The 22,684-nt window shown below is 61.3% G+C and carries 21 protein-coding genes and 1 pseudogene; 16 read left to right on the forward strand and 6 right to left on the reverse strand.

Annotated elements, in window-relative coordinates; genetic code table 11:
- Nucleotides 1-2 precede the first annotated feature (2 nt).
- From JSV08_05220 to JSV08_05260, 9 genes and pseudogenes are all read left to right on the forward strand, one after another.
- The gene (locus JSV08_05220) at nt 3-1,577 is read left to right on the forward strand and encodes an NAD(P)/FAD-dependent oxidoreductase (protein UCF79930.1); all 1,575 of its coding nucleotides are present in this window, start codon (nt 3-5) and stop codon (nt 1,575-1,577) included.
- A gap of 5 nt (nt 1,578-1,582) precedes the next feature.
- Nucleotides 1,583-3,175: an NAD(P)/FAD-dependent oxidoreductase gene (locus tag JSV08_05225; protein UCF79931.1), complete on the forward strand. Its 1,593-nt coding sequence runs from the start codon at nt 1,583-1,585 to the stop codon at nt 3,173-3,175.
- Between the two features lie 262 nt (nt 3,176-3,437).
- Nucleotides 3,438-4,514, forward strand: a complete 1,077-nt coding sequence (pilM, locus tag JSV08_05230; GenBank protein UCF79932.1) for a type IV pilus assembly protein PilM — start codon at nt 3,438-3,440, stop codon at nt 4,512-4,514.
- A gap of 2 nt (nt 4,515-4,516) precedes the next feature.
- Nucleotides 4,517-5,131 (forward strand): PilN domain-containing protein, encoded by a 615-nt coding sequence (locus JSV08_05235; protein ID UCF79933.1) that lies wholly within the window; start codon nt 4,517-4,519, stop codon nt 5,129-5,131.
- Nucleotides 5,132-5,143: 12 nt separating this feature from the next.
- Nucleotides 5,144-5,701 carry a type 4a pilus biogenesis protein PilO gene (pilO, locus tag JSV08_05240; GenBank protein UCF79934.1) on the forward strand — a complete coding sequence of 186 codons (558 nt, stop codon included), beginning with the start codon at nt 5,144-5,146 and terminating at the stop codon, nt 5,699-5,701.
- 205 nt (nt 5,702-5,906) lie between these two features.
- Nucleotides 5,907-6,020: pseudogene (locus JSV08_05245) on the forward strand (MspA protein).
- Between the two features lie 416 nt (nt 6,021-6,436).
- Nucleotides 6,437-8,809 (forward strand): type IV pilus secretin PilQ, encoded by a 2,373-nt coding sequence (pilQ, locus tag JSV08_05250; GenBank protein UCF79935.1) that lies wholly within the window; start codon nt 6,437-6,439, stop codon nt 8,807-8,809.
- Nucleotides 8,810-8,978: 169 nt separating this feature from the next.
- Nucleotides 8,979-9,617 (forward strand): hypothetical protein, encoded by a 639-nt coding sequence (locus JSV08_05255; GenBank protein UCF79936.1) that lies wholly within the window; start codon nt 8,979-8,981, stop codon nt 9,615-9,617.
- 18 nt (nt 9,618-9,635) lie between these two features.
- Nucleotides 9,636-10,385, forward strand: a complete 750-nt coding sequence (locus tag JSV08_05260; protein UCF79937.1) for a PKD domain-containing protein — start codon at nt 9,636-9,638, stop codon at nt 10,383-10,385.
- A gap of 86 nt (nt 10,386-10,471) precedes the next feature.
- On the opposite strand, the gene JSV08_05265 is transcribed toward JSV08_05260, so the two are convergent.
- The 6 genes from JSV08_05265 to argF form a co-directional block, all read right to left on the reverse strand.
- Nucleotides 10,472-11,422 (reverse strand): hypothetical protein, encoded by a 951-nt coding sequence (locus tag JSV08_05265; GenBank protein UCF79938.1) that lies wholly within the window; start codon nt 11,420-11,422, stop codon nt 10,472-10,474.
- A gap of 28 nt (nt 11,423-11,450) precedes the next feature.
- Nucleotides 11,451-12,326 (reverse strand): DUF1573 domain-containing protein, encoded by an 876-nt coding sequence (locus JSV08_05270; GenBank protein ID UCF79939.1) that lies wholly within the window; start codon nt 12,324-12,326, stop codon nt 11,451-11,453.
- 104 nt (nt 12,327-12,430) lie between these two features.
- A complete protein-coding gene (locus JSV08_05275; GenBank protein UCF79940.1) occupies nt 12,431-12,874 on the reverse strand; it encodes a DoxX family membrane protein in 444 nt (147 codons plus the stop codon).
- Nucleotides 12,871-13,422 carry a rhodanese-like domain-containing protein gene (locus tag JSV08_05280; GenBank protein UCF79941.1) on the reverse strand — a complete coding sequence of 184 codons (552 nt, stop codon included), beginning with the start codon at nt 13,420-13,422 and terminating at the stop codon, nt 12,871-12,873. The genes JSV08_05275 and JSV08_05280 overlap by 4 nt, the downstream gene beginning before the upstream one ends.
- A gap of 19 nt (nt 13,423-13,441) precedes the next feature.
- Nucleotides 13,442-13,948 carry a DUF192 domain-containing protein gene (locus JSV08_05285; GenBank protein ID UCF79942.1) on the reverse strand — a complete coding sequence of 169 codons (507 nt, stop codon included), beginning with the start codon at nt 13,946-13,948 and terminating at the stop codon, nt 13,442-13,444.
- A 58-nt stretch (nt 13,949-14,006) separates the two neighbouring features.
- Complete coding sequence (gene argF / locus JSV08_05290; GenBank protein ID UCF79943.1) at nt 14,007-14,945, reverse strand: ornithine carbamoyltransferase; 939 nt, start codon at nt 14,943-14,945, stop codon at nt 14,007-14,009.
- Nucleotides 14,946-15,041: 96 nt separating this feature from the next.
- Here argF and JSV08_05295 point away from each other — a divergent pair, with 96 nt between their 5' ends.
- From JSV08_05295 to JSV08_05325, 7 genes are all read left to right on the forward strand, one after another.
- Nucleotides 15,042-16,283, forward strand: a complete 1,242-nt coding sequence (locus JSV08_05295; protein UCF79944.1) for a hypothetical protein — start codon at nt 15,042-15,044, stop codon at nt 16,281-16,283.
- Nucleotides 16,284-16,378: 95 nt separating this feature from the next.
- Nucleotides 16,379-16,855 carry a 6,7-dimethyl-8-ribityllumazine synthase gene (locus JSV08_05300; protein UCF81838.1) on the forward strand — a complete coding sequence of 159 codons (477 nt, stop codon included), beginning with the start codon at nt 16,379-16,381 and terminating at the stop codon, nt 16,853-16,855.
- Nucleotides 16,856-16,879: 24 nt separating this feature from the next.
- On the forward strand, nt 16,880-17,335 hold the full coding sequence (gene nusB, locus JSV08_05305) for a transcription antitermination factor NusB (GenBank protein UCF79945.1): 456 nt from the start codon (nt 16,880-16,882) through the stop codon (nt 17,333-17,335).
- A 93-nt stretch (nt 17,336-17,428) separates the two neighbouring features.
- Entirely contained in the window at nt 17,429-19,267 is a 1,839-nt protein-coding gene (locus JSV08_05310; protein ID UCF79946.1) for a response regulator, read from the forward strand.
- A gap of 7 nt (nt 19,268-19,274) precedes the next feature.
- The gene (locus JSV08_05315) at nt 19,275-19,679 is read left to right on the forward strand and encodes a response regulator (GenBank protein ID UCF79947.1); all 405 of its coding nucleotides are present in this window, start codon (nt 19,275-19,277) and stop codon (nt 19,677-19,679) included.
- Nucleotides 19,676-21,754 carry a chemotaxis protein CheA gene (locus tag JSV08_05320; GenBank protein ID UCF79948.1) on the forward strand — a complete coding sequence of 693 codons (2,079 nt, stop codon included), beginning with the start codon at nt 19,676-19,678 and terminating at the stop codon, nt 21,752-21,754. Before JSV08_05315 ends, JSV08_05320 begins: the two co-directional genes overlap by 4 nt.
- The gene (locus tag JSV08_05325) at nt 21,754-22,683 is read left to right on the forward strand and encodes an AAA family ATPase (protein ID UCF81839.1); all 930 of its coding nucleotides are present in this window, start codon (nt 21,754-21,756) and stop codon (nt 22,681-22,683) included. The genes JSV08_05320 and JSV08_05325 overlap by 1 nt, the downstream gene beginning before the upstream one ends.
- The last annotated feature ends 1 nt before the right edge of the window (nt 22,684 follow it).

Raw genomic sequence — 22,684 nt, forward strand, 5'->3', positions numbered from 1 at the left:
CCATGAGCAAACAGTACGATGCCATCGTCGTGGGAGGAGGCCACAACGGCCTCACGACCGCGGCCTACCTTGCAAAGAGCGGAAAGAAGGTTCTGGTCCTCGAGGCGAAGCCCATCGTGGGCGGCACGGCGGTGACGGAGGAAATTTATCCGGGGTTCAAGTACTCCACGTGCGCCTACATCTGCGAGTGGCTGTCCCCCGACGTCGTCCGAGACCTGCAGCTCGCGAAGCACGGCCTGGATATCGTTCCCTTCCCGGGCTTGTTCACGCCCATGCCCGACGGCAGGTATTTCTTTTTGTCGGACGATATGAAGAAATCTCAGGAGGAGATAGCGAAATTCTCCAAGAAGGACGCGGAGAAGTACCCCGAATACCACGCTCTGATTCAGCGCCTGTGGAGCTTTGTTCACAGCGTCCTTGCGTCCCCGCCGCCGGACATCACAGCGACCGGATTCTCCTCCATGCGGGAGATGCTGGCCCCGCTGATTCGCTTCCGCAGGCTCGGAGAGAAGGACATGTACGAGCTCATGCGGCTCACGTCCATGAGCATCGAGGATTACCTGGACGAGTGGTTCGAGACGGACGTTTTGAAGGCGACGCTCACCAACTGCCTCCTCGCCCCCCTGCTGGGGCCGAAATCCCCGGGCACGGCCTACTTCCTGCTGCATTACCACTCGGGCGATCCCGGCTCGGGCTATCCGCGCGGGGGCATGGGCTCGGTGAGCAACGCCATCGCAAGCGCGGCAAAGGGCTACGGCGCCGAGATCCGCACGGAGGCGCCCGTTGCGAAGATTGTCGTCCGAAACGACACGGCGACCGGCGTGGTGCTGGAGAGCGGCGAGGAGATTTCCGGAAAAATCGTCGTCTCGGCCACCGATGCGCACCGGACCTTCCTGAAACTGATCGATCCCGCCTGGCTCGACCCCAAGTTCTTGTGGAACATCCGCAATTTCAAGATGACCGGCATTTCGGCCAAGATAAACCTGGCCCTGGACGGGCTTCCGGAATTCACGTGCCTTCCTGGAAACGGCCCGCACATGAGGGGGTACATCGTGGGGACTCCCAGCATGGAGTACTGGGAGCGCGCTTTCGACGACGCCAAGTACGGCCGCTTCCCGAAGGCGCCCTTCTACGAGATGAACATCCTCTCGCTCAGCGACCCGAGCGTCGCTCCCGAGGGCAAGCATGTCGCGTCCGTCTTCGTCTACTACGTCCCGTACGATCTCAAGGAAGGAAACTGGGACGACCGGCGCGAGGAGCTGGGAGACCTGGTCATCGACGGCTTTGCCAAGTACGCCCCCAACCTCAAGAAACTCATCCTGCATCGCCAGGTTCTGACGCCGCTCGACCTGGAGAGAAACTACGGCCTCACCCGGGGGGACAACGAGCATGGAGAGGTCCGGCTCGAGCAGCTCCTGTTCATGCGCCCCGTTCCGGGCTGGGCGCGCTACCGCATGCCGATTGATAACCTTTACATGTGCGGGGCGAGCACGCACCCCGGAGGCGGCATCACGGCCATGCCGGGCCGGAACGCCGCACAGATGATTCTCAAGGACTTTGGGAGCGGCGTGATCTGAGGAGGATGGCTAAAAAATACGACGCCATCATCGTGGGGGGAGGTCACAACGGCCTCGTGGCCGCCGCCTACCTGGCGAAGGGCGGGAAAAAGGTCCTGGTCCTCGAACGGAGGCACCTCGTGGGAGGGTGCGCGGTGACGGACGAGATTTTTCCCGGCTTCAGGTATTCCGTTTTGGCGTACGTGGTGAGCATGATGCGGCCCAGGATCGTCCGGGAGCTGAAGCTTGAAAAGTACGGCTACGACATCATCCCCCAGACCTGCAGCTTTACTCCGCTGCTGAACGGGGATCACATCATGCTCACGGAGGACGATGAGCAAAACTACAGGGAGATAAGCCGCTTTTCCAAGCGTGACGCCGAAGCCTTTCCGAAATACCAGGAGCTCCTGTCGGACCTTGCGGAGTTCGTCCATCCGATCCTTTCCATGGTTCCTCCCGATCCGACGTCGCGTCGTCCCCGCGATCTCCTCAAGTTCCTGGATCTCGGAAAGCGCTTCTGGAAGCTCGGAAAGCAATCCTTCTCCTTCGCCAAGCTCATGTCCATGAGCTCGCTCGCGTTTGCCGAGATGTTTTTCGAATCGGACGTTATTAAGGCCCAAGCGTCCTGCGCCGGAGCCAGCGGCACGTTCCTTGGCATCCGCTCTCCCGGGACGGCCTACGTGCTCCTTCACCACTTCATGGGGGAAGTAGACGAGGACGTCGGCGTGTGGGGCCTCCCACGCGGAGGCATGGGGACCGTGAGCGAGTCCATAGCCTCGTCGGCGAGGAGCTTCGGCGCCGAGATTCGCACGGAGGCGCCCGTCTCGAAGATTCTGGTCAAGAAGGGCAAGGCGGTCGGCGTGGTGCTGGAGGACGGCGAGGAGATTCTCTCGAAGACGGTCGCCTCGGGCGTGGACCCGAAGCTCACGTTCTTGAAGATGGTGGACCCCGGGGACGTGCCGGAGGAGTTTCTGGAAGACATTCGAAGGATCAACATGCGGGGCTGCTGCGGCAAGGTCAATCTGGCCCTGGACGGGCTTCCCGATTTCACCTGCATGCCGGGCGACGGCCCGCACCTGCGGGGGTCCATGATGTTTGCCCCGAGCACCGAGTACCTGGAGCGCGCCTACGACGAGGCCAAGTACGGGTGGTTCTCCCGGCGGCCCATGATGGAGGTCGTAATCCCTTCGCTGGTGGATCCCTCGGCGGCGCCGCCGGGCAAGCATGTGCTGTCCGCCGCCTTCATGTACGCTTCCTACGACCTCAAGGACAGCAACTGGGAAGAGCAGCGCGAGGCGCTGGGGGACGCGATTGTCGACACCCTGTGCGAGCACGCGCCCAACATTCGGGACCGCATTATTCACCGCCAGGTCATCACGCCGTGGGACCTGGAGCAGGAATTCGGCCTCACGGAGGGCAACATCTTCCATGGCGAGATTACCCCGGATCAACTCTTCATGCTTCGCCCCGTGCCCGGCTGGGCCCAGTACCGGATGCCTGTGAAGAATCTCTACATGTGCGGCTCCGGCGTCCATCCCGGGGGCGGCATCATGGGAGAGCCGGGGCGCCTGGCCGCCCAGGAGATGCTCAAGGACTGGCGAAGCGGCGCCCTCGCATAGGGGGCCGTTTCTAGGGGGGGGATCGTCCCCGCCGGGGGGTTTTCAACAATTTCTACACAGCTTCTTGCATTTCGCGTCAGGAGCGCCTATAATGGCCCTTGCCCATGAGTGGCATAACAGAGAGAAAAACAAGCGGTAATTTGAGGAATTTTGGCCTTGGTAAAAAAAGCAAAATTTCCCTTGACAATCAGGTTTTTTTCTGATAAGCTCATGCATTGCTTTAACTGTTTTAGCCTAACTGCAGTTGAGGCGCGGGGGTAAAATGGCACTATTTGGATTTGGTGCAAAGAAAGACCTTGTAGGCCTTGATATAGGTAGCAGCGCCATAAAGGTGGCTGAGCTCGAAGAGCTCAGGAAAGGGCGCGGCTACAAGCTCGTCAATTTCGGCGTCGAGCATATCCCTCCCGAAGCCATTGTGGACGGCTCCATCCTGGACGCCTCTCTGGTTATCGAGGCCGTCCAGAAGATTTTCGAAGTGCGAAAAATCAAGGCCCGCCAGGTGGCCATCAACGTCTCCGGCTCCGCCGTGACGATCAAGCGCATCTCGCTTCCCCCGATGTCCTACGAGGAGCTCGCCGAGTCCATCAATCTCGAGGCCGAGCAGTACCTGCCGTTCGGGATTGACGACGTGAACTTTGACTTCCGCATCATGGAGAAGAAGGTCGTCGAGGAAGGGGAGAACATGGACGTTCTCCTCGTGGCGGCCAAAAAAGACAAGGTGAACGACTACGTGAGCGTGGTTAGCCAGGCGGGCCTGACGCCCATGGTGGTGGACGCGGACGTGTTCGCCCTGCAGAACTGCTACGAGATAAACCACGCGGTCGAGGACGTGCCCACGGTGCTTGTGGATGTGGGAGCCAGCGTGACAAACGTCAACATCATGGAGGGGAGCAACTCCGTTTTCTGGCGTGACCTCAACATCGGAGGCAATAAGTACAACGAGATTCTCCAGCGCGAGCTTCAGCTCACGGAGGAGCAGGCCGAGCAGGTGAAGAAGGGAGACACCTCACAGGCGAGCGTTCCCGTCGAACAGGCCGTTCCTGTCATCAACAGCGTGAACGAGGACGTGGTTAAGGAGGTCTCCCGCACCATGGACTTCTGCCGCCAATCCACGCTTGACAAGCCCCCCGAAAAGGTCATCCTTTCCGGCGGTGCGGCGCGCGTCATGAATCTTGATAAGTTCCTGAGCGATACGCTTAAGGCACCCGTGGAGATCCTCAATCCCTTCGCCCATGTGTACGTGGATCCCAAGAAATTCGACTTTGAGTGGCTGGCCCAGTACGTGCCCGCTTCGAGCGTCGCCGTGGGGCTTGCCACGCGCCGCGTAGGAGACTACTAGCAATGATTCGCATCAACCTTCTTGGCGTCTCGAAGGAAGCCCTCAAGGAGATGGCGGCGCCCGCGGTGGGCGTCGCCGAAAAGGTGGCGGGGTTAGAGAAATTTAAAATCCCCATTATCGCGGCAGTGGCTGTTGTGGCGCTGCTTTATTTGGCAGGGAGGTGGCACAGTCTTTCGTCCCAAATCTCCCAACTCAACGACGACATCGCTCAAGAGGAAGAGCGAAAACGGCACCTCGAGGAAATCGCCAAAAAGGCCAAGGCCTTTGAGGAAAGCAAACAGCAGCTTGAGAACAAGATCAAGGTCATTTCCGACCTCAAGAACAGTCAGCAAACCCCGGTCTACATCCTGGATGAGGTGAGCCAACAACTGGACGATTACGTGTGGATCGCGGATATGAAGCTGGCTGGCATGTCGCTCAGCCTGAAGGCCAAGGCTTTTACGTTGATTGCTATGACGAACTTTATCCACAACCTTGATGAGTCCCCTTATATTAAGGGTGTAAATCTTAAGTCGGCCAACGAAAGAAGCGGGTTAATCAACTTTGCGCTGGACTGTACGCTCAAGATGACCCGTCCCACTCAAACGCCGGAAGCGGAGGCCGAAGAGGCCTCGTAGAGGAAGCCCCCGATGAAGCTGGAAGACCTGCCGGTTTGGGCACAAATCCTGATCGTCGTTGTTATCGCCATTGCGCTCGTCGTCGTGGCGCATGTGTACAAATTCTCGGACATGCAGAAGAGCATTGAGAGAAAGAATGACCAGCTTGCCAAGCTTCTCAGCGAGAACAACAAAAACGCCGCCATCGAGGCGCGGCTTCCGGAGTTTGAGGCGGAAATCAAGCGGCTTGAGGAGCGCCTGAGCGTGCTGGTGCAGATTCTTCCGACAACGCTCGAAATCGACGTGATTGTGAGCAAAATCAAGGGCGTCGCCGACACCTACAACCTCCAGATCCTGTCCTTAACGCCTAAGCCGCTCGCGAACAAGGGTATCTATTCGGAATACGCCATAGCGTTCAAGGTGCGGGGAACCTACCACAGCCTTGCGATGTTTTTCGATAAGCTCTCCAAAATGGAGCGCATCGTCAACGTAGCCGGTCTGAATATAAGGCGCGCCAAAGGGAGGGGAAGCGGGCCAAACATCACCGTCGAGGCCAGCTACACCGCAAGCACCTATGTTTATCAGGGATAAAGGTATGAGTCGAAACCTCAAGAGAGAGACAGCTGTGATTTTTTCGGAGATTTCGAGTTGTCGCAAGGGATGGCAAACGCTGGGTCTTCTCGTCGGCCTCGTGGGAGTGGGTGTATGGGGCGTTGCCCAGGAAGAGGGGCCGCCGGGAGCGGGAGACGTCGCCGGGGCGACCCAGCATGTCAGGAGCATTACCCGCGGACCGGAGCAGGCGCCGCCGGCCACAGCCGAAGCCGCGCCGTTGGCTCCTTCGGAAGAAGCGGCTCCTTCGGAAGAAGCCGCCCCTCCGGAGGAAGCGGTTCCTCCGGACCCTGACCAGGCCGCGGCGGAGCGTCTGAAGAGGATTCAGGCCCAGACGGAATTAATTACCCCCAAGGGCTATAGCTATCAGGCTGGCGACCGCCGCGACCCCTTTTTGTCACCGAGCGAAGTGCCTACAGCGGATATTTCCACGGGAGGTGAACCGCAGTACGGCATCGCCGCCATGCGCATCCAGGAACTGGAGGTCGTGGGCCTTATTCAATACCCCGACGGAACGAGGCGCGTGATGGTGATGGGAAGCGACGCCCGGGGCTATTGGCTTAAGGAGGGCGACCGCCTGCGGGACGGAAACGTCCTCTTCATTGATTTGGAAAACCAGGAAGTCATCTTTCGCCAGGACATCACTGACCCCCTGGCCATCAAACCCTACCGAGAGGTTGTGCGCCAGCTTTATCCGACACAGGAGGAATCGACCCGATGAAGCATCGTTTTGTGCTATCCGCTTTCTTGTTTGTGTTGTGCTCATTCCTCATCGCCGGCGAGGGTGCGCCGGTCGAGCTCGTCCACTTTGACCATTATGCCGAGCCGGGAGAAACGCATTTGGCCTTCGGCGCCGACAAGCCCTTTTTCTACACCCTCTATCGCGTCTCGCCCGAGGAGTTGGTGCTCGAGCTTCCCGGCGTGGACTCCTCCCGTTTTGCCAGTCCCCAGAGCATCAGCACCGGCGAGGTGAGTGCCATCCAATTCGAGGTGTTCCAGCCCGGCACGGAGAACGTGAAAACAAAGATAACGATAGCCCTCACGCCGGGCACGACGCACTCCCATTGGATGCAGGAAACCAGTCTCTACCTGGACTTTGGCGGCGAAGGGGAGGGTGTACCGGAGGTGGCCGAGGAAGAATCCGTGCCTGCGGTGCCGCCTCCGGCGCTGGAAGCGGAGGAATTGCCGGAGCCGGAAGCCGAGGCCGTTGCTGAGATGGTCCCGCGCGAGCCGGCCACCGTCCTCGAAGGGGTTCGCGTGCAGGACGATGTGATTGTGCTTCGGGGCGATGGAGCGTTTTCCTATCAGGCGTTCGCGCTGGAAGCCCCGGACCGCCTGGTGGTGGATGTCATGGACGTCACGTATGCAAAGGGCTATCGGAGGATTCCGACCGACCGCCATCCCTACGTTCAGCGTGTGCGCGTTTCGCAGTTCCGCGCGGTGCCGCAGGCAGTGGCCCGGGTGGTGCTTGACCTTCACATGCTGGTGGCCTATCGGGTCGTGGAGCAGGAGGAAGGTCTGGCGGTGCTGCTTGGAAGTCAGGTCGCCGCTGCTGAGGCGCTTGCCGCTCCTAAGCCGGTTGCCACCGAGGCGCCTGCCGCTCCCGAGCCGGTTGTTGCCGAGGAGCCGCCCGAGCCGGTTGTTGCCGAGGCGCCTGCCGTTCCCGAGCCGGTTGCCACCGAGGCGCCTGCCGTTCCCGAGCCGGTTGCCATCGAGGCGCCGGCTGTTCCCGAGCCGGTTGTTGCCGAGGCGCCGGTTGCTCCCGAGCCGGTTGTTGCCAGGGCGCTGGCCGCTCCCGAACCGGTTGTTGCCAGGGCACCGGCCATCGAATGGGAGCCCGCGGTAGACTTCGAGGCGGCGACAATTGGGGGCGAGCTGGAATACAGGGGCGAGCCCATTACACTCGATCTCAAGGATGCGGACATTAAGGACATTTTCCGTCTTTTCCACGACATGACGGGCCTCAATTTCGTTCTCGACAAGTCGGTCTCGGGAAAGATTACCATCATCCTGCGCGACGTGCCGTGGGATCAGTGCCTTGACATCATCCTCAAGAACGAAGGGCTAGGCAAGGTGCTTGATCGAAACGTGGTCTTCATCGCACCGCTGGATCGGCTGGCGCAGGAGGAGTCCAACCGGCGCAAGCTCAAGGAGGAGCAGGAACTTGCGGCGGATGCGGTGACCCGCATGAAGCGCCTGAGCTACGCCAAGAGCAGCGATATCAAATCAATCGTTACAGCGGGAAAGCTCCTTTCCAAGAAAGGGCAGATCTTCGATGACAAGCGCACGAATACCCTGTTTATTCAGGACATTCCCGACCGCGTCGAGCTGATCGAGCGTCTCGTCGAGACGCTCGACGTGGCCACGCCGCAGGTGGAGATTGAGGCGCGAATCGTCGAGACCACCAAGGATTACGTCAAGGCGATGGGCGTCCAGTGGAGCACGAGCGCGCGGGCCGACCAGGAGCACGGCACGGCGACCAACCTGGAGTTTCCACACCGAATCCACGGAGACTATGCGGTGGTTCTGCCCATCGCCGGGGGCTTCAGCTTCCTCGATTTGTCGCTCGGAAACATCCTGGACACTTTCACCCTGGACGTGCAGCTTGCCGCGATGGAGCGCGAGGGACAGGGCAAGGTGCTCTCGGCGCCGCGCGTCGTCACGATGAACAACCAGCAGGCCTCCATCGAAAGCGGCGTCCAGATTCCGTATCTCACGACCACGGACCTGCAGGTCAACGTGAACTTCCAGCAGGCCATGCTCAAGCTCGACGTGACGCCGCAGATTACGGCCGAAGACACGATCATCATGGACATCAAGGTGAACAAGATCGAGCCGGGGCCCGACCCCGGCACGGGCCTTCCGCCTCTCGTTACCCGCAGAGCCCAGACGCTTGTTTTGGTCAACGACGGCGGAACGGCGGTCATCGGCGGCGTGTTCCAGGTGACGAAAAACAGGAACGTCTCGAAGGTGCCCGGCTTTCACAAGATCCCCTTAGTCGGATGGCTTTTCCGTAACAAAAGCCGCGAGGTCCGGAACAACGAGCTTTTGATCTTTATCACGCCCCGAATCCAGAAGATCCAAACGTAGATTGAGTGTTTCTAAAAGTAACACATGAAGACTAAATTTATTATGAACGGAAAAATTGCGGAGGTTTCAGGAGAAAAAAGTTATTGGTGACAAGGAGTTCAAAAGAAGGAAAAAACATTGTAACTATGGCACGCAATGTGCATTTTGGAATCAAAAAAGGAGTAGCGGCATGATGAGAACGTCTGTGGTGTTTTCGGGCTTTCGTTCCCTCTGGGGCTATTGGTGCGTCTTGGGATTGGCGGCGGTGCTTGTCGGAACGGTGTTTCTGGCGGGCTGCGGAAACGAGCTGGAGGATGTGGGGGAGTCCGACACCATCCTCTACGTCAAGCAAATAGTCGGGGATGACGGCGATGTTATCTTCTCCGACCAGCAGATTTCGACCGGTTCGATATGCAACGACAACGCCACGGTTACCCTGGCAGCCGAGCTTAAAAGCCCGGATGCATCCCCCGGCACTGTCGGCTACACCGACGTTGTGGTGACGGATTACCGGGTGGACTATTTCCGCGTGGACGGCAACCCTTCCGAGCCCGGCACGACCGTTCCGGAGTCTTTCCAAGGACAGCTCCAGCTTGTGGTTCCCGCTGGAGGCAACGCTTCCATTAACTTCGTCATTGTGCGCCACGAGACCAAGGAAGCTCCCCCCGTTAGTGACCTTGCTTTTGGATTCGGAGAGGGAATCATTGTCGTTACGGCTCAGTGCACGTTCTGGGGAAAAGACCAGATGGGCGCCGGGGATCAGGTTTCGGCGGTCGGCCTCATCGAAATTCACTTTGCAGATTTCGGAGACAGCAAGACGTCTTGTTAGTAATAAGGAGATTCCGTCATGAAAAAGACCCTCGCGTTTAGCCTTTTGATATCGGGGGCCCTGTTGGGCTATTGGGCGTGCACCACCGACGAGATAGCGGGCCCGCCGATTATGCCGCTCTGTCCTAGTGTCAACGTTGCTTCGGACTCAGCGGCGGTCTGTTCGGGCAATCCTGTGACGCTCACCGCGAATACATCGGGAGGGACTGCAGCGTGTGATGACTGTGCCGACATCGATTGCACCAACGGCATCGACGACGACGGGGACAGCTCCATAGACGAGACCGATTGCACCAACAGTATTGACGACGACGCGGACGGCTTGGTCGATGAGGAAAGTGAAATTTACGTGATCCTGTGGAACACTGGGGATAATACGCAGGTGATCACCAAGAACCCGACGGCGACGACGACGTACACGGTGACGGTGACGGACGCGGGCGGGTGCTCGAAATCAAGCAGCAAGACGGTCCTGGTGGACCCGGTGGTTATGGTTGCGGCGAGCGTACTTCCCCTGACGGGGAATTCGCAAGTAACCAATACTCCTGATGTTGGAGGAACGGTCTTTAACTTTACGGGCTTAGCGACAGGCGGTATTGGTATTGTAGATACGTCGTATAGCTGGACTTTCGGAGACGGCAACACCGCAAACACCCAGAATCCCACGCACACCTATGTGAGCCCAGGCACGTATTCCGTGACGCTGACGGTGACCGACGATTGCACTACGACGGCAACGGATTCGTCCATCAGCATCGTCGTTTCCTAGTATAGTGGCCGGAATCGCCGGGGAGGGAGGAATAGCCCCGGCTTTCGCGAGGGGATAAAGGAGGATTACCTCAGCTCGCCGCGCTCCTAAAGCTGTTTCCCAAGGAGCTCGGGCATTTCCTTCACGAGAAGCGAAACATCGAGCGTGTGCTCCGGGAGGAGCTCCAGGTTGGTCCGAAGCGTAATCTTTTCCTGGTTGTAGACGCCCACCGGGGCGTCGGGTGCGGAGCTGAGGGTCATGATGATATCGCCCCGGCGCGCCCACGTTTTCGGGTCTTGCGGCAGCTCCGTTTCGACGTGCTTCGGGTTGGCCGCTTTTTCGAGGTCGATCTGGAGATGGGGGGTTGAGCACGCGGCCTCGTAAATTTTAAGCGGCGCGGCGTGCTCCGAGTGCAGCACGAACCGCCGCTTCTTGACGTAGCCGCGGAAGGTGTCGATGCGCACCGCCGTCCATTCCGGAAACGTTTGAAGAAGGGTGTGCTTTATCCCCCTCACGCGCAGGAGATGCTTGGGACGCTCGGGGTCGTTCGTGAGGACGGTGAACGTTTTGAGGAACGGTCCGTAGGGGAGCTGCGGAAAGGGCAGGCGAACGCGGACCGATGCCGCGCCGCCGGGCATGGCGAAGACGTCGAACGTTTCCACGAGACTGGATGGATGGATGGAGAAGATTTCCAGAAGGCCGTCGCCGTGGTTTTCGAGACGAAAGGTGTGCGTCAAGAGCGTCTGCTGCTCCTTGAGCAACGTTCCCGCGCTCCATTCCCATTCCGGAACGTAGACCTTGGGCGGGAGGGCGAGCAGGTCTTTTTCCAGCCGGTTCCCGGGCGGCCCCGCCTGCCGGTCGGCGGGCGGGTTAGCCGCGGCGTCCCCCGCTTTGGGAGAAAGCGCCGCCGTCGCTGCGGCGCCGACGAGGCCAAGAAAGGCCGCGGCGCCGAGCGTGATTCTCGCCATGCTTCGGTGCGCGGGCGGCGTGGGAATTTTCAGGTCGGAACCTCTTCCGCAATTTTCACGGAAATTGGGAAAATTGCGAAAGACCCGCATAAGGCCTTTTCCGGGAATTTTAGGCTGGTTATTGCGGTTTTGCCTGCGGGTACGGGTTGACCTGCAATGGCGGTTTGGCCTGCTGGTCCGGTTTGGCCTGCTGGTCCGGTTTGGCCTGCGAGGAGGGTGTTTTGGCATTTGACGCCGCGTCCTCCGTGGGAGGAGCCGTCACGCGCACCGAAAGGCTGATCTTGACTTCGGGCATTTTCGCATGCGTGGTCTTGACGATGATGCTGCGCCCCGTGATGTATCCTACTGGCGTTTCGGGAGAAAGCTTGACCGTAAGGATGTAATCGCCCCGGCGGGCGATGACGCTCGGCTCCACCTGAACGGCATGCTCCTTCACTTTTTCGTATGACACCTCTATGTATTCGGTGTCCGAGACGGCGGACTTGACCTCGAAGGGTTCTTCCTTGTCGTCCTCGGCGTGTAGGACGAGCTTCTTCTCGTCGCCGTAGCCCTTGCGGGCACTGAAGACAGCCCTGTCGTTGGGAAGCACCCGGATGTAGGCCGAGACAACCACACTTATGCGGAGCGAAACGCTCGGCTCGACCGGGTCGTCGGTTTTGACGCTGATCGTTTTGACCTGCTGGCCGTAGGAGAAGCCTTTCGTGTCGACGGCGGCGGAAATTTTTCCCTCTTCGCCCGGCGCGACTTCCTTGTCGAACTCTGCCACCGTGCAACCGCACGCCGGGCGCACCTGGAGAAGATTAAGCGTAGCGTTGCCGACGTTCTTGACGACGAAGTCGTACTTCACTTTCTCGCCCTTCTGCACCACGCCCTTGTTGTATTCCCGGACGGGAATTTTCATCTGCGGCTTTGCTTCTTCCTGGGCGAACGAAGAAAGCGGCGAGGAAATCATAACGCACCCTGCAATCCACACCAGCCAGAGGTATTTTTTCATGTTAGCCTCCTGCATTTTCTTGAGTAAAACAAGTCAACATGTAACACAACAAGCGGGGCAAATGCAAGTGCCGTGCCGCGCCCCGCCCCGCCCGGAGGGCGGGATCAGCCTTCGGGCGCGGAGCGCGTCCGCGCCACCAAGAGCGCGCCCATGGCGAGCAGCCCGGCGTTTCCTGCGATGTGAAGAAGCATTTCACCCGTCCCGGACGCCTCGCCCGCGCTCGAAAAACAGCCGCAGTGGAGTTCGATGCCACGTACGACGGCCTGCGTCAGGCCGACGATAAAGAGCCCAGAAAGCCCCGCAAGCGCCACCGCGCTCGCCCGGATCCAGAATCCGACCAGGAGGAAAATCCCCGCCAGAAGCTCAAGCCAGGGGAGATAGATCGCAAGCAGATTCGTGCTCCATAGCGGCATCATACGGTAGTTTTGAATGTTTTGGGCGAAGGCGGCTGGGTCGGAAATTTTATGAAGGCTCGCGTACACGAAAACGCAGGCGAGCACGACGCGGCATGCCAGGTGAAGCCACTTGCAGTCCAGCCAGGAGCTCATTCGACAGCTCCTTCCGTCGGATGTCCCGCCGCCAGCCATTCCTGCCACCCCCCGAAGAAGACGTAGACGGGCGCATAGCCGAACTCCGACAGGCTGTCGCCCAGGTGGATGCTCGCCTTGCATTCGGCGCCGCCGCAGTAGACCACGATGGGGCGGCCCTCCAGCTTTTCAAAAAGATGGCCGTAGTCTTCCCAGTGCTCCTCGGGGATGTTCAGGGCGCCTGCGATATGGCCGCTCTCGTATTCATGGGCCTCGCGGGCGTCCACGAAGACCGCCTTCTGTGCGGCGAAAAGCGCATGGGCCTGCTCGAGCGTAACGCGCTGCGGCGCGCTCGGCCCGGCCGCGGGAGGCGGCTCCTTGCCCGCCAGGGGGTCGTAGGGGGGGGCGTCTTCTTCGAGAAAGCGCGAAATGTCGGCCTCCTCCAGAACGCGCTCCTTGGCGATCCACGCAAGCGGCTCCTCGGCCGTGGCGTTATAGAGCCCCGCGACCGCCGCGCTCAGCACCAGCAGGAGCGCCAGTTCACGACATAGACATGGTATGGAAGGCATGGCTTTAAAACGCCTCGGCTCAAGAGGGGGTTCCGGAAAGATTTTCGAGGGCGATGTGCGAGCCCACGCGCAGGGCGTTTCGGGCGGCGGCGCCCGCGGGGATTTCAAGCACGTAGCGCGCCTCTCGGGGCGGCGCGTAGGAAGGGCAGGGCCCGGCGCCCGCGTCGGGACAGGGCGGAACGCTCTCCTCGGCGTGCACCACCACGCCGCGCGCATCGAGCCAGAGGATGTCGATGGAGAAGCGCATGTTCTTCATCCAGAACGCATGGAGGCCGTCCTCGGGGAAGACGAAGAGCATGCCTTCCTCCTCGGAGAGATTTTCTCTGAACATCAGCCCGAGCGCCCGCTCATCGGGCGTGCGGCGCACTTCGAGCGAAAGAATCTTGCCCGAGGCGAGGCGCGCCAGGGGCTTTGCCGCGGGCTTGGCGAGGGCGTTTCTCTCGGCGCGCTGCGCACAGTTGGAGGCGCCCAGCAACGTGGCCAGCAAGCAGCAGAGGACAAGGGAAGCCGGAAAGCGGGCGCTCATTTCTTATCGGGTGCCGCGTGCAGCTTGCGGTCGGGGGCTCATGATTTTTTGCACGGCCTCAGGCGGCACCGAGCAGCTTCAGCAGGAGCGCCTTCTCCGTGTGGAGGCGGTTCTCGGCCTGGTCCCAGACGATGGACGCGTCGGAGTCGATGACCTCGTCCACGACCTCCTCGCCCCGGTGCGCCGGCAGGCAGTGCATGAAGAGCGCGCCTTTCTTGGCCTTCCGCATCAAGTCGGGCGTGACGCTGTAGTCTTTGAAAATTTTTAGGCGCTCCTCGTGTTCCGCTTCCTGGCCCATCGAGGCCCAGACGTCGGTGTAGACGACGTTCGCTTCCGAGACGGCCTCCGCGACGCGGTGCGTGATCCTGAGTCCCCGGCTCGAGTCGGGGCTCGAAGGGGCGGCGCCGAGCTCCCCGGCGCGCTTGACGATGTCGGCGTCGGGCTCGTAGCCTTCGGGGCAGGCGACCGCCACGTCCGCGCCCAGGATGGCGCCCGCGAGCATGAGGGAGTGCGCGACGTTGTTTCCGTCTCCCACGTAGCAGACCCGCAGCCCTTCGAGTTTATTGAGCTTTTCGCGCAGCGTGAAGAAGTCCGCGAGCGCCTGGCAGGGGTGCAGCAGGTCGGAGAGGCCGTTCACGACGGGGACGCTCGCGGCCTCGGCCAGCGTCTCGACGTCCTCCTGGGCGAAGACCCGGGCCATGGCCGCGTCCACGTAGCGCGAAAGCACCCGCGCCATGTCCGGTATGGTCTCGCCGCGGCCGAGCTGGAGGTCGCGCGGGTTGAGGTACAGGGCATGCCCGCCGAGCTGCGCCATCCCCGCCTCGAAGGAGACGCGCGTCCGCGTCGAGGGCTTCTGGAAGATCATGGCGAGCGTCCGCCCCTCAAGCGCCGCGCGGAATTTCCCCGGCGTGCGCTTGACCTCCGCGGCAAGCTCGAAAAGCTCAAAGAAGCCCTCGCGGCTCAGGTCGTCGTCACGCAGAAAATTGCTAAGGTTCATACGCAGTTACAAGTATTGCCCGAACGGCGATAATTTGCAAGGCTTGCTTGGCCCCGCGCCTTGACTCGGTTCGTGGCAGCCCGGTAGGATAACAGGATGCTTGATCGCGCTCGGCGTTTCGTTGTTTTCCCGGCGGCCGTTGCGGCGTTCGCGCTCCTTCTTGTGGGAGGTCTCCTCTCGTGCATGGAGGGAAAGCGCGTGGCCGACCCGAATTGCCTGTTCATCGCGTCCGATGTCACCGACGATCCCGGTCTTCCCCTCGATCCGCCACCGGGCACGGTGGCTCTGGTCTACAGTCCCAACGTTCGAGACGGAGGCGTTTCCACCGATATCGAACCTGCCTTTGACGTCGTGGTCTACGGCCCGCTCACGAAGAGCGTATACAGCATTGCCTTCCACCTTCAGTACGATGCGACCATCTTGCAGTATGGGGGGAGAAGCGAAGGCTCGGTTTTTGACGATGCCGTCTGTTATGGAGACTGCACGGAGTTTCAGGTGGACAGCACGACAGAGGAAGGCAAGCTCCTCGTGAGCCTAACGCGCCGGGTCCCGGCTTGCGGCGATTGTGCCGATTGCGCCGATTGCGTCGATTGCGCCGATTGCGCCGATTGCGCCGACATCGATTGCGCCAACGACATCGACGACGACGGGGATACCTTCATAGACGAGTTCGATTGTGTCAACGGCATCGACGACGACGGGGATACCCTCATAGACGAGGCCGATTGTACCAACTTTATTGACGACGACGGGGATATCTTCATAGACGAGTTCGATTGTAACAACGGTATTGACGACGACGGCGATGGCTCGACAGACGAGGCCGATTGTAGCAACGGTATTGACGACGACGGGGATATCCTCATAGACGAGTTCGATTGTATCAACGACAGCGACGACGACGGGGATACCCTCATAGACGAGGCCGATTGTAGCAACGGTATTGACGACGACGGGGACGGCTTGACGGACGAGACCGCTTGTGACGATTGCGTCACTTCTAATTGCACCGACGTTGTTGACAACGACGGGGACGGCCTAATAGACGAGCTCGACGGTGCAATTTGTAACGACTGTATCACTTCCGATTGTAGCAACGGTAGTGACGACGACGGGGACGGCTCGACAGACGAGACCGTCTGCGGCGTTGATTTTGCTGCGGGAGCGAACGTGGTGATGACGCTTGGGTTCGAGCCGACGGCAGAGGGCGGCCCGTCCCCGTTCGGTTTCGTTGGGGGCACACTGGAACTCAAAGATCCCAGCGGTGTCGATTTGAACGATCCCGCAACCGACTGGTTCGCCGGCTCGACAATCACCACGAGGGAGGAGTGCTTGTAGCTCGCCCGCAGGGGCGCGGCCTTCTTGAGGCGGAGAGGGGAGTCTGTTATACTTTCCCTAAGAATTCGTGAGAAAACAACATGACAGGTATCCCGATGCAAGGCATGGACGAGGGAAGCAGCCTGCGCGTAGCTGTTATTGCGAGCCGGTTTAACACGGCGGTGGTGGATGGGCTGGTTCAGGGAGCCCTCGACGCGCTCGCTCGCTCGGGCGTGGCGGCCGATTGCTGTGAGGTCGTGCGCGTGCCCGGGGCGTTTGAGCTGCTCGCGGCGGCACGCCGGGCCCTGAAACTCCGCTACGACGCCGTCGTGTGCCTGGGCGCCATCGTGCGCGGCGAGACGCCGCACTATAAGCACTTGGCGGACGCCGTGTGCCATGGTCTTGCTGAGTTGGCGCGCGAATCGGACGTGCCGCTTGCGTTCGGCGTGCTCACGACGGACACGGCGGAGCAGGCGTTCGCGCGCTCCGCCGCGAACGAGTGCAACAAGGGCGCCGAGGCCGCAGAGGCGGCGCTTGAAATGGTGCAACTCCTGCGAAAATGGGGCGGAAACGGCCGTCCCCCGTCGGGCTGAGGGCCCGCGCGCGGGGGAATGCCCATGGGGCGCCGCCGCCAGGCACGAATTTGCGCCCTTCAAATCCTCTACCAGCTGGAAGTCACGGGACGTTCCATGGAAGAGGTCACGCGGGGCTTCTGGACCGATACGCACGCCGGGCCCCGGGTGCGGGACTACGCCGATCGGCTTGTGCGCAGCGCTATGGGGCGCTTGGCGGAATGGGACGCTGCGATTGAGGGTGCGCTCCTCAATTGGAAGCTGGAGCGCCTTGCCGCCATGGACCGCAACCTGATGCGGCTTGCGGCGGCGGAGTACGAAACGACGGAAGTTCCTCGAAAGGTGGTCCTGAACGAGGCAATCGAAATGGCCAAGGAATTCGGCACAGAGCGTTCGCCGGAATTCATTAACGGTGTGCTTGACCGCGTGCTGAAACCGGAACGCGGAAAGGACGAGCCGCCGGCGACGCCTGCCCATGATGCGCATGAAGAGAAAAGATAGGATGAAATCTCCCGAAAAGGCACAATTCTTTCGTGCAGCGCAGGCGCTTGCGCTGCACGCCGGGAGCGGGCGCTTCAAAGGAGCCGCGGCGCGATGAGAGGAAGCCTCGAAGACCTCGCCCTCTCCGACATTTTGCACATTGTGTTTCTGAGCAAACGCACGGGCATCCTTATTCTCACCACGGAACAAGGCAAGAGCTCGATCCTCTTCAAGAACGGCCGCGTGGTCAGCGTTCATGCCTCCGGGCAGGAAACGCCTCCCCTCGGCGAGATGCTGGTGCAGCAGGGGCTTCTTTCGAAGGACATGCTCGGCCAGGTGCTCGCCACGGGGGACAGCCGCCCGCTGGGCGTCCGCTTGGTCGAGCTCGGCATCCCGCATGAGCAGATCGAGCAGGCCGTGCGCCAGCAAATCATGGGCGTGCTCCAGGAGCTTCTCAAGGTCGAGGAAGGGACTTTTGCTTTCGAGCTGATGGAGAATCTTCCGGTGGACGGCCTCAGCGCCAAAGAGATTTCCCTTCAAGACGGCATCGAGCCCGACGACGTGCTCGAGGCGAAAGAAGGTTACACGCCGTCCGCCCTTGCGATGCCTTTCAAGATGCAGCCCGAGGATATCCATCCTGATTCGGTGGTGGAAGGGGCGGAGCACTACGCCATCTCGACGTCGGCCGCGCCGCCGACGCAGCCGGCCGCAGCCGACAAGGAAGAGGACCTGGAAGTGGACTTCGTGATGGCGGAGGGCGCCCCCGAGGCACCCGCCGCGCCGGCTCCCTCCGCGGAACAGGTTTCTCCCGCCGCGCCGGCTCCCTCCGCGGAACAGGGTTCGCCCGCCCCCCCTCAGAGCGAGGAGCCTCCGCCTTCCAAACCCGGGGGGGCGCCGGTCATCCTCGCGGACGACGACGCGCTTTTCCGCTTGCATCTCGAAGGTGTCCTGTTGCAGCAGGGCTACCGCGTTTATGCGGTCGAATCGGCCGGAGAGGCCGTCAGGACCGCCAAAACGCTTCGTGGGCAGGGCGAGCTTCCCGTCGTGGTCAGCGACCTTCTTATGCGCTCCAGCGGCGGAAAAGGGCTTCTGGGCGGCCTGGAGGTTCTCGAAGAAGTCAAGCGAATCGACGGGGCCCTTCCCGTGGTCATGATGACCGACCACCTTGACCCCAAGGTGCGCCATGAAGCCTATCGCCTGGGCGTGAGCAACTACCTCATCAAGCCCGACATCTCGGAGATTGAGATTGCCGACCTTGAAGAGGACTTGCAGCAGTTCTCGGAGGACATCCACTACATCGTGCGGCGGCTGGTGCGCGGGGGCGCCAGAGACCTCGCGGCGTTTCCCTCCCTCGCCGCCGTGCAGGCTGCTTCCCAGCCTGGCCCGCGAAGCGAGCAGGTAACGAATGCCACGTTCATCGAGGCCGCGAAACCCTCCGAGAAGCAGTTGCGGGCCATTCGCGCGCTGGTGCGGGAACTTCAAGATCCCACGGAGACCACCGAGATTTCCCTTCTCATTCTCCGTCTCGCGGCAGAGTTTTTCGACCGGGCGATTTTGTTCCTCGTCAAGCAGGACAAGGTCTACGGACTTGGGGGCTTCGGTGAGACGGGCGACAAGGAAAGCATCAACGACAAGGTGCGCCGCATCCAGATCGACCGGCATGCGGACAGCGTCTTCCGGAAAATCATCGAAAGCCGCCAGACGCATCGGGGCAAGCTCAAGGACACCATGCACAATCGCCTGCTGATTGAGAACCTCGGCAAGCGGGCGCCTACGGAAATTGTCGTCGTGCCGCTGGTGAGCCGCCGGCGCGTGCTCGCCGCACTCTACGGCGACAACGCGCACCACCACAAGCCTTTCGGCAACATCGAGGGGCTGGAAATTTTTATGAGTCAGGCGGGCATCGCCATGGAGAACGCCATCCTCCACCGCCAGCTCCAGGCAAGGGCATGAGGAGCCCATGACCCCGGAGACGCCGCACGCCGCGTCCATCCTGATTGCCGAAGATTCGGCGCCCATGCGCAACTTCCTCTGCGCGGCTCTCGAAGACCGCCTCGACGACGTGGAGGTCGTTACGGCCGAAAGCGGCTTCGCCGCGCTCAGGCTCCTGCCCTCCCGCTCCTTCCAGCTTCTCATCACGGACATCAATATGCCCGACATCAACGGCCTTGAGCTCATCCACTACCTCAGGGAGAACGAGCACTACCGCCACATTCCCATCCTTATCGTTTCCACGGAGGCAAGCGAGGAGGACCGCAAGCGCGGCCTCGCGCTGGGGGCGGACGCCTACCTCAACAAGCCCTTCGACCCCGAGGCGCTCGAGTCGGCGGTTGCGCCGCTCTTGGGCCGGAAGGAGAAATCATGAGCCGCGAAAAGGAAACGGCCCGCCGCGAGTTCGTTTCCGAAGCCGAGGAAATCATCGAGGCGCTCTCCGGCGACGTGGCGGGCTTCGAGACGGGCCTCAAGGCCGGTGCCGTAAAGCCCGCCGTGGTAAACAAGATTTTCCGCGAGGTGCATTCCCTGAAGGGGCTCGCGGGCATGCTGGGTTTTGAAAAGGTTTCGACACTGAGTCATGATTTGGAGGACCTGCTGGACCGTCTTCGCCTTGGGAAAATTCCGCCTTCGCATGGGCTCGTGAACATTCTGTTCGAGTCGATCGAGCTTTTGAACCAGCTCGTCGCGAGCATCAGCCGGCAGGGGGAAGAAGGGGAGGTCGACGTCGTGCCGCTTACGAGCCAGATTCACACGCTGGCGATGCAGAGAGCCGAGGCGGCTGAGGACGTGTCGCTCGACTGGCTGGATTTGGACGAATCGACGCGCAAGTCGTTCACGGAGTACGAGGAACACCGTCTTTTGGAAAACCTCCGCCAGCAAAACGCGATCTACGGCGTGACGGTCGGCTTCGCCTTCGACGTGTTTGACGCGGAGCTCAAGAAGGTCACGGACGCCCTCAACGAGGAGGGCGAGGTCATCAGCACGCTTCCTTCGAGCGGGGGGGCGGAGCCGGATAAAATTTTCTTTCGGCTGATCTTCGCCTCCAATCTCCCCGGTGACAAGGTCGAAGCGCTCGCGGCGCCCTTCGGCGGAGGCGTGCAGCCCCTGCTCAAGCGCGCATTCGGGCCACCAACGCTGCCTGCACCTCCACCGCCGGTTCCCGAAGCCGAGGAAACCCTCGGCGTGGGGGACGCCGATCTCAAGAGCATCAGCTCGACGGTGCGGGTGGACATCCAAAAGCTCGACGCGGTCATGAACATCGTGGGCGAGTTGGTCCTCAGCAAGACCGCCCTTCTGCGCCTGAGCCGCCAGGCGGCCTCCGAGCACGGCTCCACGCCGCTTGCCTTCGAGCTCGTCAAAGCCGCGCGCACCCTGGATCGCAAGGTGGCCGCCCTGCAGGCGAGCATCATCGACGTGCGCATGGTGCCCATCGGCCAGATTTTCAACAAACTCTCGCGCGCCGCGCGCAAGATCTCGGCCCGCAACCGGAAAAAGATCGACTTGCGCTTCTCCGGCGGCGACACCGAGCTTGACAAGGTGATGATCGAGGAAATCACCAACCCGTTCCTGCACCTTATCCGAAACGCCATCGACCATGGGGTCGAGTCCCCCGAGGGGCGCCGGGAGAGGGGCAAGCCCGAGGAGGGCGTGGTGGAGTTGAAGGCGTACCAGAAGGGTAACTCGGTGGTCGTTGAAATTTCCGACGACGGCAGCGGCATCCGGCCCGAGAGGATTCGCGAGGCGGCCGTCCAGCAGGACATCATCGTCCCGGACGCGGAGCTGACCTTCGACGAGTGCATCAACCTCATTTTCAAGCCCGGGTTCTCGTCTGCCAAGATGGTGAGCGACATTTCCGGACGCGGCGTCGGGCTGGACGTGGTCAAGGCCAACATCATGCGTCTCAAAGGCTCGATTCAGGTGCACTCCGAGCCCGGGCAGGGCACGACCTTTCAGATCGTGCTTCCCATCACGCTTGCCATTCTGCAGGTGCTCCTCGTGGAAAGCGGCGGCAAGCGCTTCGCCATTCCGCTCACGTCCGTTTCGGAAAGCCTGCGCATCACGCCCGAGCAGATCAAGACGGTGGAGCACCGCGAGGTTTATCACCTGCGCGACCAGACCCTGCCACTGATCCGCCTGGAGCGCTTTTTCAATCTTGCCGCCCCCGAGTCGCCTTCGGGGACGACCTCACCGGCCGCCGCCAGAAACGGCCGCCTCTTCGTGGTGGTCGTGCAGGCCGCGGAGCGGCGGGCCGGACTCGTCGTGGAGCGGCTCGCGGGCGAGCAGGAAGTGGTCATCAAATCGATCGGGACGACGCTCTCGGGGCTTGCGGGCCTGGCCGGGGTGTGCGAGCTCGGTGAGAACGAGCTTGTCCTGGTGCTCGACATCGGCTCGCTCCTGGAAGGTGTGTTGGAGGAAAGAAGCGCGGCGGCGGCGCCCACAACGTGATGTACGAGTCCTTCTTCGGTTTGAGCGAACGCCCCTTTTCGACGACGCCGGACCCGCGGTTTCTCTACGAGAGCCGCCAGCACCGCGAGGCGCTGGCGCGCCTCGAGTACGCGTGCGAGGAGCGGGAGATCGCGCTCCTTACGGGCGAGATAGGGGCGGGCAAAACGCTGCTTTCCCGCGCCCTGATGGACCGCCTCTCCCGCGAATACCGCGTGGTTCTTCTTATCAACCCCCACCTGACGCCGAAGGAATTTCTGACCGCCATCTGCAAGCACCTCGACATCCCGCACGACTGCCCGCGCAGCCGGATGATGGACGCCCTCCATGACCATCTCTACCGCCTGCACGAAGAGGGCGTCGCCCTGGTGCTGATGCTCGACGAGGCCCAGTTCGTGCCCACGAAGAGCACGTTCGACGAGATTCGCCTGCTTACGAATTTCCAACTCGACGACGCGGGCCTGCTTTCCGTGATTCTCATCGGGCAGCCGGAACTCCGGACGCGCCTCGAACGGCCGGCGTACCGCGCCCTGGCCCAGCGCATCGGGCTGCGCTACCATTTAGTCCCCCTTGACCGCGAGGAGACGGGCGCCTATGTGCGGTTCCGCTTGAGCGTGGCCGAAGCGCGGGGGGAGTTGTTCGACGAGGCGTCCCTCGACGTGCTCCACGAGGGCTCGGAAGGCATTCCCCGGTTGATCAACCGCCTGGCACACGCGTCCCTGATCGAGGCCTACGGCCGCGAGTCGCGCCGCGTCACGGCGGACATCACCCGAAACGCCATCGATGATTTCCTGCATCACGGGCAGCCGCCTCCCGCGCCGCCCGCCGAAAGGCAAGAAATTTCCGCTCAGGGCAAGGGCGCGCGTTCGGCCCGCAAGGGTGTTCTCTCCTCCGGTGCCATGGAGCAAGAGATTCGAGCCAAGGAGCGCTGAC

It is taken from the genome of Acidobacteriota bacterium, assembly GCA_020349885.1.
Lineage (GTDB): Bacteria > Acidobacteriota.